Origin of the sequence: Pseudomonas sp. IPO3749 (assembly GCF_013386605.1) — a bacterium.
Classification (GTDB): domain Bacteria; phylum Pseudomonadota; class Gammaproteobacteria; order Pseudomonadales; family Pseudomonadaceae; genus Aquipseudomonas; species Aquipseudomonas azotoformans_A.
Map to the genome: position 1 here is coordinate 1 of NZ_JACARN010000107.1, position 12,704 is coordinate 12,704.

The window sequence follows — 12,704 nt, forward strand, 5'->3', positions numbered from 1 at the left end:
TGGACTGCGTAGCAGTCCCAGTCTTTCAAAAAAGCCGGGGCCGCTTCGCGACCCAGCGGGAGCAAGCTCCCTCGCCACACTAGTTTTTCAGGCTTAAAGGTGTGGCACGCGACCGGAAACAAAATGCCCGACATCATTGAACCCCGGCGTGGACGAATGCCCCGGCGTCACCAGCGAATCAATAAACGCCTCATCTTCGGCGCTGATCTTCACCTCCAGCGCGCCGATATAAGCGTCCCACTGCGCCTCGGTACGTGGCCCGACAATCGCAGAACTGACCGCCGAGTTGTTCAATACCCAGGCAATCGCAAACTCGACAATCCCGACGCCGCGACCTTGGGTGTACTGCTGGATCTGCTGGGCGATGCGCAGCGACTCCACACGCCATTCGGTTTCCAGGATGCGTTTGTCCTGGCGCGCCGCGCGGCTGCCGGCTTCGGGGGTAACGTCCGGGGCGTATTTACCGCTGAGCACACCGCGGGCCAGTGGGCTGTAAGGCACCACGCCCAGGCCGTAGGCCGCTGCCGCGGTAATCTGCTCCACTTCGGCCTGGCGGTTGACGATGTTGTAAAGCGGTTGGCTGATCACCGGCTTGTCGACGCCCAGGCGCTCCGCCACACGAATCACCTCGGCAATACGCCAGCCACGATAGTTGGACAGGCCCCAATAACGGATCTTGCCCTGGCGGATCAGGTCGCCAATCGCCGACACCGTCACTTCCAGCGGCGTGTTGTGGTCTTCGCGGTGCAGGTAGTAAATGTCCAGGTAGTCGGTATCGAGGCGTGTCAGGCTGGCTTCCAGCGCATTGAAAATACGCTTGCGGCTCAAGCCGCTGCGGTTGGGCAAGCCGTCCGCCGGGCCGATGCCGACCTTGGATGCCACCACCCAATCCTGGCGATTGCGCACAATGGCTTCGCCGACGATTTCCTCGGAACGCCCACCGGTGTAGACGTCCGCCGTGTCGATAAAATTGATGCCCTGGTCCCAGGCCTTGTCGATGATGCGCAGCGAGTCCTCGGTGTTGGTCTGTTCGCCAAACATCATGGTGCCCAGGGTCAAGGCGCTGACCTTCAACCCGGACTGGCCCAATGTGCGGTAAATCATGGATAACTCCTCAAGGCGGGAAATGTACCCCTGCAATACCAGACTCAGCCGCTCTGGGACAAGCCCCGCGCGCGTTTCTTCATGAACCCAGCAACGCCTGGCAACGTGCCTGTAGAAATCGATGCAGCACCTTCACCCGTTCCGACACCTGCAGGCGGTGAGGGCACATCAGGTTGAACGGGGCAGGCTCGCCTTGCCAATCCTCAAACAGCGGCACCAGGCGACCGGCCGCGATATCGCCGATCACGTCGAGCCTGGCCTTGTAGGCGATACCATGCCCGCCAAGCGCCCAACGGCGGACGATTTCTCCGTCGTTGCTGAGGAAATCACCTGAGACTTCCACCTCCTGTAGCTGATCAACCTGGCGAAACCGCCACGTCTTGCTCACCTGGCCCTGGCGCATGTACCGCAGCGTACTGTGCGCGGACAATTCCATGGGCTCGCGCGGTGTGCCGTGGCGTGCCAGGTAAGCGGGGCTGGCGCAGGCGACGCGGTGGTGATCAGGGGCAATCGGCAACGCTACCAGGCTGGAGTCCTGGGGCACGCCAAAGCGCAGGGCGATGTCCACGGTTTCGCGGAACAGGTCGGCATTGCTGTCGTTGAGCATCAATTGCAGGCGGATGTTCGGGTGCTCGGCCTTGAATTCATCCAGCCAGCCCAGCACCACATTGCGCCCGAAATCCGACGGAGCGGCCAGTTGCAGCAACCCACTCAAGCCCTGGCTTTGCTGCTTGAGTGCTTGTTCGCCTTCAGACAACGCCGCCAGTGCCACGCGCACGCTGTCGAGGTAACGCCGGCCTTCCTCGGTCAGGCGCATGCTGCGCGTGGAGCGTGCGAGCAAGCGGATACCCAGGCGGGTTTCCAGGCGTTTGAGGGCGATGCTCGCTGCCGCCGGGGTCAAGCCCAGGCCACGGGCGGCGGCGGACAGGCTGCCGGTGTCGGCGGTGCGCACGAAGACTTCAAGGTCGAGGATCGAACTCATTTGTAAAAATCCTTTAAAGATCTTGTCGTTTTACCGGGATTTTTCGCGGATTGCCAAGCTGGGAAGATAAACACTCACTTTCTCAGGAATCTCTCCCATGACTTCTTCCCTCAACGGTAAAACCGTCATCGTGATCGGCGGCAGCAGCGGCATCGGTGCCGCCGTGGCCAAGGCTGCCGCCGCGCGGGGTGCGCAGGTGGTAATGGCCGGGCGGCGGCTAGTGAGTGGCGTCGAAAACGGCCTGCGCAGCGAACCGGTTGACGTCACTGATGCAGCTTCCCTGCAACGCCTTTACGAAACGGTGGGGCGCTTTGATCACTTGGTCTACACCTCGGGGCCGAGCGTGCGCGCCAAGACCTTGATCGAAACCGACCTGAGCGAAGCCCAGGAGAACTTCAACGTAAAACTGTGGGGCTCATTGCGGGCGATCCAGTTGGCGCTGCCATTTTTGAGCGAGCACGGCAGCATCAGCCTGACCTCCGGGCAACTGGGGCGCAAATCCGTGCCGGGGCAATTCATCAAGACCGGTATCAACGCTGCGACCGAAGCGCTGGTCAAGCAATTGGCCAAGGAACTGGCGCCACGCCGGGTCAATGCGATCAGTCCGGGGGTGATTGATACGCCGGCCTATGCCGGGCTTGCAGACGATCAGCGCTTGGCAATGTTCGCCAAGGCCGGTAGTGCGCTGCCGGTGGGGCGAGTGGGGCAGGCGGAGGAGGTCGCAGCGGGGTATGTACTGGCCATGGAAAATGGCTTTATGACCGGCGCCGTCATTGATATCGACGGCGGCGGTCTGCTCTGATAGCTGGAGCGTTTTAAGCCTTCAGGGTGCGCGTCATTCTTAGCGCCAACACACTACCGGCGACGATCACCGCCGCCAGCAGGTACAACGCCACATCCGTGGACCCGGTGGCATCCTTCACAAAGCCGACGATGTACGGGCTGAGGAAGCCGGCCATCTGGCCCATGGAGTTGATCAACGCCAGGCCACCTGCCGCCGCGCCCGCACTGAGCATGGCAGTAGGCACCGGCCAGAACATCGGCAGGCCGGTGAGCGCGCCCATGGTGGCGATGGTCAGGCCGAGGATTGCAATAGCGGGTGTGGTCGCGAAGTTCACTGCGATCACCAGGCCGACAGCACCCATCAGCATCGGTACCACCAAGTGCCAGCGACGCTCCTTGCGCAAGTCGGCGGAGCGGCCCACCAGCAACATGAAGACTGCCGCCAGCAGGTAAGGGATCGCACTCAGCCAGCCGATCACCAGGTTGTCGCTGAATCCCAGGTTCTTGATGATCGACGGCAGCCAGAAGTTGATGGCGTACACGCCGCTCTGGATGCAGAAGTAGATCAGGCCGAACGCCCAGATGGCAGGGTTCTTGAACACCTCAGCGAGGGAGTCGGTGGTGGTCTTCGGCTTGTTCGCCAGGTCGGTCGCCTGATCGGCTTCCAGTACTGCGCGTTCGTGGGGCTTGAGCCACTTGGCGTTGGCAAAGCTGTCGCTGAGCAGGAAGTAGGCGAGGGCGCCCAGCACGACGGTCGGAATACCTTGCAGCAGGAACATCCACTGCCAGCCCGCGAGGCCGCCTTGGCCGGCGGCGAAGTGGTTGAGGATCCAGCCGGAGAACGGGCTGCCGAGCAACCCGGAAACCGGGATCGCTGACATGAACAGCGCCATGATCCGCCCACGGCGGAAGGTCGGGAACCACTGCGAGAGGTACAGCACCACGCCGGGGAAGAAGCCCGCTTCGGCGGCACCGGTAAACAGGCGCAAGGTGTAGAAATGTGTCGGCGTGGTGACGAACAGCAGGCAGGTGGACAGCGTGCCCCAGACGATCATCATCAACGCAATCCAGCGCCGTGGACCGAACTTGGTCAACGCCAGGTTGCTCGGTACGCCACACAGCACGTAGCCGATGAAGAAGATCCCGGCACCGAGGCCGTATACGGTTTCGCTGAATTTCAACGCATCGAGCATCTGCAACTTGGCAAAGCCAACGTTTACCCGGTCGAGGTAATTGAACAGATAGCAGATGAAAATGAAGGGGATCAGGCGCAGGGTAATGCGCTTGTAGATGGCGTTTTTATCGTCATCGGTGGCCAGTGGGGTCGTGGCGCTCTGTGACATGGCAGTCTCTCTTTATTATGATTTTTCGCGATGCGAGGGTAACGTTGATCGCCCACTGAGTCTCGGCCACCTGGCAGGCTGCTGTCTTTGTGCTTGCGCACAGGGAACCCGGCTTTGCGCTGTGCCTATGAACAACCCATCGCTTTCAAGGAATTTAGCCCCATGTTCGAGCTGGATCATGACCTGGCGCAGGATATCGTCGATCGGACCATGGCGATCCTGCCCTATAACGTCAACGTCATGGACAGCCAAGGCCTGATTCTCGGCAGCGGCGAGCCCGAGCGCATCAACACCCGCCATGAAGGCGCACAACTGGTGCTCGCCAATGGTCGCGTAGTGGAAATCGACGGCCAGACTGCCAAGCACCTCAAGGGGGTGCAACCGGGCATCAACCTGCCGTTGCTGCACGACGGGCGCCTGATCGGCGTGCTTGGCATCACCGGCGAGCCCGAGGGCCTGCGTACTTACGCTGAACTGGTGCGCATGACCGCCGAGATGCTGGTCAGCCATCGCCACCAGCAGGCCGAGCAACAATGGCGGCGCCAGCGTTGTGATGATCTGCTGGCCTTGCTGCTGGCCGAAACCGGCGATTCGCCGCGCCTGGTGGACGAAGCCCAGCAATTGGGGCTCAAGCCGCAACTGGCACGCACGCCCTACCTGTTTGAGTTGGGCGCAGGGCAATCGGCGGAAGCCCTGAGTGCCTGGTTGACTTCGCGTTATCCGGACAGCTGGTGTGTCAGCTCGGCGCAATACTCGTTGCTGTGGTGCCGGCCAGCGGCAGTGCCGGTCGACAACCCGCGCTTGCTGGAAAAACTCGAAGGCCTCGGTTGGAACATCCTGCGCGTCGCCGTGGGCGGGCAAGCGGATGGTCTGGCCGGGCTGCGCCGTTGCTATCGACGCGTGGGTGATCTGCTCGCCTATGGCCGTGATGTGCTGCCGCAGTCGCGGCTGCTGACCCTCAATCGCTATCGCTTGCCCGTGATGCTCTGGCGCCATCGCAATGACGATGCGCTCGACGAACTGCTCAACCCCCTGCGCAAAGTGCTGGCCAAGGACAGCAATGGTCAGCTGCAAGCCACATTGCGCAGTTGGTGTGAACACGACGGGCAAAGCCAGGCCTGTGCCGATGCCCTGGGTATTCACCGCAACAGCCTGCGTTACCGCATGGAACGGATTGCCGAACTCAGTGGCGTCGACCCCTTGACCCTGGACGGCATGCTCGCGCTCTACCTGGGCGTACAGCTGCTGCCCCAGCCTTTGTCGGAATGAACAACAAAGCGCCGCGGTACTTGTGCATCGGACCGGCGTCATCGGCCGTGGCAACTGGCAGCATGGGCGTTATAAAAACCGGAGAAAGCCCATGAAAATCATCATCGCCCCCGACTCGTTCAAGGACAGCCTGAGTGCCGAAGGCGTCGCCCAGGCCATTGCTGCCGGGTTGGCCCAGGTCTGGCCGGATGCGCAATTGATCCAGTGCCCGATGGCGGACGGCGGTGAGGGCACAGTGGATTCGGTGCTGGCCGCCTCTAATGGCGAGTTGCGTCACCACAGCGTACGCGGCCCGTTGGGTGTCGCAGTTGAAGCGCACTGGGGCTGGTTGGCCGACAGCCACACCGCAATCATCGAAATGGCTGAAGCCAGCGGCTTGCAACTGGTTCCGGCCGGCCAGCGCGACGCGTGCAAAACCACCACCTATGGCACCGGCGAACTGATCCGCGCCGCCCTGGATGCGGGCGCCCGGCGCATCATCCTGGCGATTGGCGGCAGTGCTACCAACGATGGCGGCGCAGGGGCGATGCAGGCGCTCGGCGTGCAACTGTTCGATGCCGAACACCAAGCACTGCCACCCGGTGGCCTGGCCTTGGCCCGCCTGGCGCAGATCAACCTTGAAAACCTCGACCCACGCCTGGCCCAGGTGCGCTTTGAAATCGCCGCCGACGTGAACAACCCGCTGTGCGGCCCCCACGGCGCCTCAGCGATTTTTGGCCCGCAAAAAGGCGCGAGCCCCGAGCAAGTCCAACAACTGGACGCTGCACTCGGCCACTTCGCCGACCACTGCGCCAAGGTCCTGCCCAACGATGTACGCGACGAACCTGGCAGCGGCGCTGCAGGTGGCCTGGGTTTCGCCGCCAAGGCCTTCCTGGGCGCGCAGTTCCGCGCGGGTGTCGAGGTGGTGGCCGAGCTGGTCGGCCTGGCCGAAGCCGTACGTGGCGCCGACCTGGTGATCACCGGCGAAGGCCGCTTCGACGCCCAGACCTTGCGCGGCAAAACCCCGTTTGGCGTGGCACGCATTGGCCAACAACACAACGTACCGGTGATCGTGATTGCCGGCACCTTGGGCGATGGCTACGAACAGATGTACGCCCACGGCGTGGACGCCGCCTTCGCCTTGCCTTGCGGCCCGATGAGCCTGGAACAGGCATGCAACGAGGCACCGCGTTTATTGCAGGAGCGGGCGGCGGATATTGCGCGGGTGTGGCGCGTGGCAACACGGCGCTGACGTAAAACCCCAGGCATGGGACAATCCGCGCCTTTTTCGACACGGAGAGTCCCTATGCTGCGCCCCGCACTCCTGGCTCTGTCTCTGGCAGGCGCCACCGCCCCAGCCTTCGCTCAACCCCCTACCGAATCGGTCCCGCTGCTGCGGGAGATCAAGCAGTGGGTCATCGGTTGCGACAACCTGCGTAATTGCCACGCCCTCAGCGCGCCCAGCGGCGTCAATGAAGAGGATTACAGCTCGCTGACCCTGCACCTCTGGCACCAGGCCGGTCCTCAAGGGTATCTGCGTTTGCGTTTTGATCATCGAGGCGAGGAGGTGGACCTGTCTGATTTGCTGCTGGATGGCAAGCCGCTGGGCCTGGAACTGACGCAGGACTTGCACGTCGAGCTGGATGACCAGGGCGGCGACCCCGAGGTGCAGTCCTTCGGGGTGATCGAGGACGCGGCCGCGCGGCGTTGGTTGCAGCGTTTGCGCAATGGCCAGCGCCTGCAGTTGCCGGGCGACGAGGCGGCCCATGTGTCGCTCAGCGGCCTGAGTGCTTCGTTGCTGCTGATGGATGCCGTGCAGGGCCGCGTGGACAACGTGACGGCACTCGCCCGACCTGGCAAGGGTGCCGCCAGCGAAGTTGCGCCACGTGTGCCAGCGCCGGTGCTGCGCAAGTTTGCAGTAGCGCCGCCGCTGACTGCCCAGGAGCAGGCGGGCCTAGTGGCTGCTGCCTTGCAGGCCGTGAAGCCTGAGGAAGGTGAGCCCGAGGCAAAAGTTGGCGCGCTGACGGCGCAACAGGCCATGACGGTGACGCGTTATGACTGTGCGGCCTATAACTGCGAGTTCGACGTCAGCAGCCGTGAGCGCCAGGCGCCTTACAAGGAAACGCCAATGGACCTGCAGCCGCTGCCCCTGGAAGACGCCGCGCTGCAAGGCTCGGTCGGGTATGACGAAGCGTCCGGGACCCTGAGTTATTTCTACAAGCAGCGTGGGATCGGTGATTGCGGCGGCGGGGCTTCCTGGGTGTTCGATGGCAAGCGTTTCCAGCTCAGCGAGTTCCACAGAATGCCGCGTTGCACCGGGGTCGGCTACGGTGATTGGCCTGCGTTGTGGACGACCATGCCAGCACCCTAGCCATCGGGCCCACAGCGCCTCTACACTGGCCGGCCACTTGTCTTTCAAAGGATGAAACACAATGCATACACCTGAACCCCACATCGTGATCCAGCGCTTCACTGAGGCCCACCTCGAGGGCGTCGCCGCGCTCTATAACGAACCGGCCGTGTGCCGTCAGGTGCTGCAAATGCCTTTCCAGTCGGTCGAGGCGTGGCGTAACAAGCTGGTACAGGACAACGAACGGCGCCTGCAACTGGTGGCCGTGCACGGTGGTGAAGTGATCGGCCAGCTTGGCCTGGAACAGTACCTGCGGGTCCGCCAGGCCCATGTCGGTTCATTCGGCATGGGCGTGGCCACGGCGTGGCAGGGCAAAGGGGTTGGCTCGCGCCTTCTGACGGCTGCGCTGGACGTGGCCGACAACTGGATGAACCTGCGCCGGGTGGAACTCACGGTGTACGCCGACAACGAAGCGGCACAGAGGCTGTACCGCAAGTTCGGCTTTGAGGTCGAAGGCGTATTGCGTGATTACGCCCTGCGTGACGGCCAGTTTGTCGACACCGTCAGCATGGCGCGCCTGCGCCAGTCGGCTTAGCCCAGGGCAAACGCCACCGCAGCCTGCGCATGCAGCTCGGTGGTGTCCAGCAGCGGCAAGTCGCTGTGCTCGGGTTTGATCAACAGGCTGATTTCCGTGCAACCGAGGATGATCGCCTGGGCGCCGCGTGCGGCCAGGGACTCGATCACACCTTGGTAGACCTTGCGTGACGCATCGCTGATCACGCCGACACACAATTGCTCATAGATGATCCGGTGCACGGCCTGTCGCTCGTCCGCCTCGGGCACCAGCACGGTCAGGCCCTGGGCCGCCAGGCGCGATTTAAGGAAGTCCTGCTCCATGGTAAACGCGGTGCCGAGCAGGCCGACAGTCAGCGTGCCGGCTTCCACGGCCGCTGCACCTGCAGCATCGGCGATGTGCAGGAACGGAATCGACACCGCCGCTTCAATGCGCGGCGCCACCAAATGCATGGTGTTGGTACACAGCACCACACACTCGGCGCCACCGGCTTGCAGACGGCGCGCGGCATCTTCGAGGATCAGTGCGGTGTCATCCCAGCGGCCGGCGTGCTGGGCCTGTTCCACCGGGCCGAAGTCCACGCTGTACATCAACAGTTGCGCCGAGCGCAGCGGGCCGAGCTGGTCGCGCACGCGCTGGTTGATGATGCGGTAATACTCGGCGCTGGACTCCCAGCTCATGCCGCCGATAAGGCCGATGGTGCGCATGCGATGCTCCTGACAAGGAAAGTCACTTCACCTTACCCATCGGGCGGGGATTAGTCATACGCAGTTGGCCGCGAAATGACCGGTGCAGTTTCACATGTCCAGGTTGACCCAACCCGGCTTGGCTTCCTCCGGCGCCACCGCGTTGATCCGCTTGCCGGTCGTCCGCTCCACGCGCCGCGCCACCTCCGGGTCATCGGCAAAGGGTATCAGGCTGGCGTCGTCCAGACTTTTGTCCGACTGCCCGCGCAAGCAATACTCCACCGCGCCGTACAGGCACACCACCATCAGCAGGCCCCACATCTCAGGCGATCCGCGCATCGAGCTGCGCCATTTTCAAGTCCGCGACTCGCACCGTGCGCCAAGTGTTGTAGGCCATCAGCACCATCCCCGTAAGAAAGAACACCCCCCCGGCAAACCGCACCACAAACCCCGGATGGCTGGCCTGCAAGGCTTCGACAAAGGAATAGGTGAGGGTGCCGTCATCGTTGACCGCCCGCCACATCAGGCCCTGGGTAATGCCGTTGACCCACATCGACGCGATGTACAGCACGGTGCCGATGGTCGCCAGCCAGAAATGCAGGTTGATCAGCGGCACGCTGTGCATTTGCTCGCGCCCGAACACTTTGGGGATCATGTGGTACAGCGAGCCAAAGGTGATCATCGCCACCCACCCCAGGGCGCCGGCATGTACATGGCCGATGGTCCAGTCGGTGTAGTGGGAGAGGGCGTTGACGGTCTTGATCGCCATCATCGGCCCCTCGAACGTCGACATGCCGTAGAACGCCAGGGACAGCACCAGGAAGCGCAGGATCGGGTCGGTGCGCAACTTATGCCAGGCGCCGGACAAGGTCATCATGCCGTTGATCATCCCGCCCCAGCTCGGCGCCAGCAGAATCAACGACATGGCCATGCCCAATGATTGCGCCCAATCCGGCAGGGCGGTGTAGTGCAGGTGATGCGGGCCGGCCCAGATATACAGGGTGATCAACGCCCAGAAGTGCACGATGGAAAGACGATAGGAGTACACCGGGCGTCCGACTTGTTTCGGCACGAAGTAATACATCATCCCCAAAAAACCGGTGGTCAGGAAAAACCCTACGGCGTTGTGCCCGTACCACCACTGCACCATCGCATCGGTAGCCCCGGAATACACCGGGTAGGACTTGAACCAATCCACCGGGATCGCCAAATGGTTGACCACGTGCAACATGGCGATCACCAGGATAAAGGCGCCGAAAAACCAGTTGCCCACGTAAATATGTTGGGTTTTGCGTCGCACCACGGTGGTGAAAAACACAATGGCATAGGCCACCCAAACCACGGCCATCCACACCGCGCCGGAGAACTCGATCTCGGCGTATTCCTTGGTGGTGGTGTAGCCCAGCGGCAAGCTGATCAGCATGATCACGATCACCGATTGCCAGCCCCAGAAGGTAAAGGCTGCCAGAGTGTCGGAAAACAAGCGCACCTGGCAGGTGCGCTGTACCGCGTAGTAGCTGGCGGCAAACTGCGCGCTGCCGGCAAAACCGAAGATCACCAGGCTGGTGTGCAAGGGCCGCAAACGGCCGAAGGTGGTCCAGGGCAAATCCAGGTTCATTTCCGGCCACACCAATTGCGAGGCGATCCACACGCCCATGGCCATGCCCACCACGCCCCAAATGATGGTGGCGATAACAAATTGGCGGACGACTTTATAGTTATAGGCCTGCCCGATTGTTGCTGTGTTCATGCTCAGTCCTCCCACGGTTCCAAGTGGCGGCACTGTAGGAAACGTAGATAAAACAAAACAGACTCAGAGGTACTTCATTGGAGCGGATCAGTTGCCAAAATGCCCTACAGGCTATGAAGTGTTGTTTTACACACGCCAATAGGTTTTGCTGAGTGCGGACCCGATAATAATATTTCATAGTTGTGCGGCCCTCATAAATACTATTGTTCTGGATGAATGCCATGACTTCGATAAGCAACGTTCAAGCCGCTCGCTCTAACGATGATAACTATCTGGGTGCCGATCGCATTATTGACACGCTGACGATCACAGCTGTTATTGACAACCAAGACTGGGCGGGTACCGACGACTCAATTTATGTGTCCATGGGGCACGGCGGCCATACGCAGTTTTTTTGCGATGCGCCGAGGGTCGGGCAAGTCATTACGGTAGGTATTGATATCGAGAGAATGTTCGGTCGTCCTTATATCTCTCTCGCAGAAATTGATAACATCGCATTTGTACAGCATCCACAGCAGGTCACCACTGTCGGAGCAGTCCTGAGTATATGGACATTCCGCGCGCCCAGGTCTCACCCACTGGCCTCCGATGACTGGAAGCTTGATTCCGTGCTTATCACCGCCAATGACATTTACACTAATACATCATTCAAACACGTTGATCAGTGGTTGCGGAACGCCTCTGAGCATCAACAGCAAGTATGGTCCGGACATGTCAATTTTTCTAGTTGGAGGAACTCCGATTACAAGCCTGTCGATATTAATTCTCAGACTTTTCCGATAAGGTGGATGCCTTTTATTGGAGACTTGACGCATTGGCGCTGCTATGACCCTTCAAAAATCGAAGGGGTCGGTCAATTAGTCGGTGTCGTGGATGGCAGACTCATCGGTCACCAATTAAAAACACGCACTAGTGAGGCGCTGTCACCCAATAGCCAGGGGAATAGTTTTACCTGGGTATATACACCTGAAAGCGCCATTATCTATAAACGTTGGGAGCATAGTGATCGAACCGGCTATGTAAGGCATAGCCAATTGGGGAGTGGACGGCCTGTTGTCTGTGCTGGGGAGTTCAGGGTGACTGAAAACAACATGGATCACGTGATTGCTATGGTCAACGACGCTTCAGGGCACTACAAACCGGATGGTGGAGCCTGCCTGCAGTATGTCGCGGAGAAGTTCGAAGCCCTTGGCGTCAGTACGGCTTATACCCAATGGGAATGGCGAGGTGCTGACAGTTAAGTAAGAAGCGCCGGTCACTGCACTTCGTTGCCTTATAGGCATTAGTCGCACGACCGGCCACCACATCTGCCATGATCAGGCTTCGCAACCTGGCTCACCCAAGGAAATCCGCAATGGACGATGTTCAGCAACTGGGCGAGATGCTTCGTCATTACGCCGACAGCGAAGCGCATAAAAAACAGCAATTCGATGTGCAGTCTGCCCGTTGGACGCAAAAGCTCGATGAGTTGTTTGGTCAGATCGAGCAGTGGCTTGCGCCGGTAAAGACGGTCGGCTTGCTGGAGGTGCATCGTGAAGCCTATGTCGCCAGTGGGCCCAGCGTGCCGGTGGAGGCATCGACCTTCAAGACCGAGAAACTGACCGTGAATATCACCGGCAAACCGGTGGAATTCGTGCCGGACGTGATGGGTGTGGGCGGGTTGATCTCCGTGTCGGTCATGGGCTTGACCGCTGCGCGGCACGGCAGCGTTTCGCTGGTGCTGCCGGCGGACAAAAACGATTGGCTGTGGAAGAAGACCAATGGCCTGAAAGACGCGGACACCTTTGGTTTCGACGCGAATTTCCTGGCCTCGCAGTTGCAGAGCCTGATTCCACGCGAACGCGTCTGAACTGTCGGTTGTGGCAAGCCCGCTCACCACAAGGG

General features: G+C 60.9%; 13 protein-coding genes. 7 read left to right on the top strand and 6 right to left on the bottom strand.

The window, feature by feature from the left end; all coding sequences use genetic code 11:
• Positions 1-93: 93 nt before the first annotated feature.
• A complete protein-coding gene (locus HX812_RS29775) occupies positions 94-1,104 on the bottom strand; it encodes an aldo/keto reductase (protein WP_038851534.1) in 1,011 nt (336 codons plus the stop codon).
• 79 nt (positions 1,105-1,183) lie between these two features.
• Positions 1,184-2,086, bottom strand: a complete 903-nt coding sequence (locus HX812_RS29780; protein WP_033902923.1) for a LysR family transcriptional regulator — start codon at positions 2,084-2,086, stop codon at positions 1,184-1,186.
• A gap of 97 nt (positions 2,087-2,183) precedes the next feature.
• On the opposite strand from HX812_RS29780, the gene HX812_RS29785 reads away from it, so the two are divergent.
• Positions 2,184-2,888 (top strand): SDR family oxidoreductase, encoded by a 705-nt coding sequence (locus tag HX812_RS29785; protein ID WP_038851533.1) that lies wholly within the window; start codon positions 2,184-2,186, stop codon positions 2,886-2,888.
• Between the two features lie 13 nt (positions 2,889-2,901).
• Here the strand turns inward: HX812_RS29785 and HX812_RS29790 are convergent, their stop codons facing one another.
• Entirely contained in the window at positions 2,902-4,212 is a 1,311-nt protein-coding gene (locus tag HX812_RS29790; RefSeq protein WP_016974773.1) for an MFS transporter, read from the bottom strand.
• A 162-nt stretch (positions 4,213-4,374) separates the two neighbouring features.
• On the opposite strand from HX812_RS29790, the gene HX812_RS29795 reads away from it, so the two are divergent.
• The 4 genes from HX812_RS29795 (at position 4,375) to HX812_RS29810 (ending at position 8,405) form a co-directional block, all read left to right on the top strand.
• The gene (locus tag HX812_RS29795) at positions 4,375-5,481 is read left to right on the top strand and encodes a sugar diacid recognition domain-containing protein (RefSeq protein ID WP_038851532.1); all 1,107 of its coding nucleotides are present in this window, start codon (positions 4,375-4,377) and stop codon (positions 5,479-5,481) included.
• 91 nt (positions 5,482-5,572) lie between these two features.
• Positions 5,573-6,712 carry a glycerate kinase gene (locus HX812_RS29800; protein ID WP_038851530.1) on the top strand — a complete coding sequence of 380 codons (1,140 nt, stop codon included), beginning with the start codon at positions 5,573-5,575 and terminating at the stop codon, positions 6,710-6,712.
• 54 nt (positions 6,713-6,766) lie between these two features.
• Positions 6,767-7,831 carry a DUF1176 domain-containing protein gene (locus HX812_RS29805; RefSeq protein ID WP_038851528.1) on the top strand — a complete coding sequence of 355 codons (1,065 nt, stop codon included), beginning with the start codon at positions 6,767-6,769 and terminating at the stop codon, positions 7,829-7,831.
• Positions 7,832-7,892: 61 nt separating this feature from the next.
• Complete coding sequence (locus HX812_RS29810; RefSeq protein ID WP_038851527.1) at positions 7,893-8,405, top strand: GNAT family N-acetyltransferase; 513 nt, start codon at positions 7,893-7,895, stop codon at positions 8,403-8,405.
• On the opposite strand, the gene HX812_RS29815 is transcribed toward HX812_RS29810, so the two are convergent.
• From HX812_RS29815 to ccoN, 3 genes are all read right to left on the bottom strand, one after another.
• Positions 8,402-9,091: an aspartate/glutamate racemase family protein gene (locus HX812_RS29815; RefSeq protein ID WP_038851526.1), complete on the bottom strand. Its 690-nt coding sequence runs from the start codon at positions 9,089-9,091 to the stop codon at positions 8,402-8,404. The genes HX812_RS29810 and HX812_RS29815 overlap by 4 nt on opposite strands.
• 90 nt (positions 9,092-9,181) lie before the next feature.
• Positions 9,182-9,391 (bottom strand): cbb3-type cytochrome c oxidase subunit 3, encoded by a 210-nt coding sequence (locus tag HX812_RS29820; RefSeq protein WP_038851525.1) that lies wholly within the window; start codon positions 9,389-9,391, stop codon positions 9,182-9,184.
• A gap of 1 nt (position 9,392) precedes the next feature.
• A complete protein-coding gene (gene ccoN, locus HX812_RS29825) occupies positions 9,393-10,820 on the bottom strand; it encodes a cytochrome-c oxidase, cbb3-type subunit I (RefSeq protein WP_038851523.1) in 1,428 nt (475 codons plus the stop codon).
• Positions 10,821-11,041: 221 nt separating this feature from the next.
• On the opposite strand from ccoN, the gene HX812_RS29830 reads away from it, so the two are divergent.
• A complete protein-coding gene (locus HX812_RS29830) occupies positions 11,042-12,061 on the top strand; it encodes a hypothetical protein (protein ID WP_050572512.1) in 1,020 nt (339 codons plus the stop codon).
• Positions 12,062-12,174: 113 nt separating this feature from the next.
• A complete protein-coding gene (locus tag HX812_RS29835; protein ID WP_038851522.1) occupies positions 12,175-12,669 on the top strand; it encodes a hypothetical protein in 495 nt (164 codons plus the stop codon).
• The last annotated feature ends 35 nt before the right edge of the window (positions 12,670-12,704 follow it).

Excerpts from the sequence above, each read along its gene's own strand:
- HX812_RS29810 (WP_038851527.1), top strand. The coding sequence starts at position 7,893 with ATGCATACACCTGAACCCCACATCGTGATCCAGCGCTTCACTGAGGCC.
- HX812_RS29785 (WP_038851533.1), top strand. The coding sequence starts at position 2,184 with ATGACTTCTTCCCTCAACGGTAAAACCGTCATCGTGATCGGCGGCAGC.
- HX812_RS29795 (WP_038851532.1), top strand. The coding sequence starts at position 4,375 with ATGTTCGAGCTGGATCATGACCTGGCGCAGGATATCGTCGATCGGACC.
- HX812_RS29830 (WP_050572512.1), top strand. The coding sequence starts at position 11,042 with ATGACTTCGATAAGCAACGTTCAAGCCGCTCGCTCTAACGATGATAAC.
- HX812_RS29835 (WP_038851522.1), top strand. The coding sequence starts at position 12,175 with ATGGACGATGTTCAGCAACTGGGCGAGATGCTTCGTCATTACGCCGAC.
- HX812_RS29805 (WP_038851528.1), top strand. The coding sequence starts at position 6,767 with ATGCTGCGCCCCGCACTCCTGGCTCTGTCTCTGGCAGGCGCCACCGCC.
- HX812_RS29800 (WP_038851530.1), top strand. The coding sequence starts at position 5,573 with ATGAAAATCATCATCGCCCCCGACTCGTTCAAGGACAGCCTGAGTGCC.
- HX812_RS29790 (WP_016974773.1), bottom strand. The coding sequence starts at position 4,212 with ATGTCACAGAGCGCCACGACCCCACTGGCCACCGATGACGATAAAAAC.
- HX812_RS29775 (WP_038851534.1), bottom strand. The coding sequence starts at position 1,104 with ATGATTTACCGCACATTGGGCCAGTCCGGGTTGAAGGTCAGCGCCTTG.
- HX812_RS29780 (WP_033902923.1), bottom strand. The coding sequence starts at position 2,086 with ATGAGTTCGATCCTCGACCTTGAAGTCTTCGTGCGCACCGCCGACACC.
- HX812_RS29820 (WP_038851525.1), bottom strand. The coding sequence starts at position 9,391 with ATGTGGGGCCTGCTGATGGTGGTGTGCCTGTACGGCGCGGTGGAGTAT.
- ccoN (WP_038851523.1), bottom strand. The coding sequence starts at position 10,820 with ATGAACACAGCAACAATCGGGCAGGCCTATAACTATAAAGTCGTCCGC.
- HX812_RS29815 (WP_038851526.1), bottom strand. The coding sequence starts at position 9,091 with ATGCGCACCATCGGCCTTATCGGCGGCATGAGCTGGGAGTCCAGCGCC.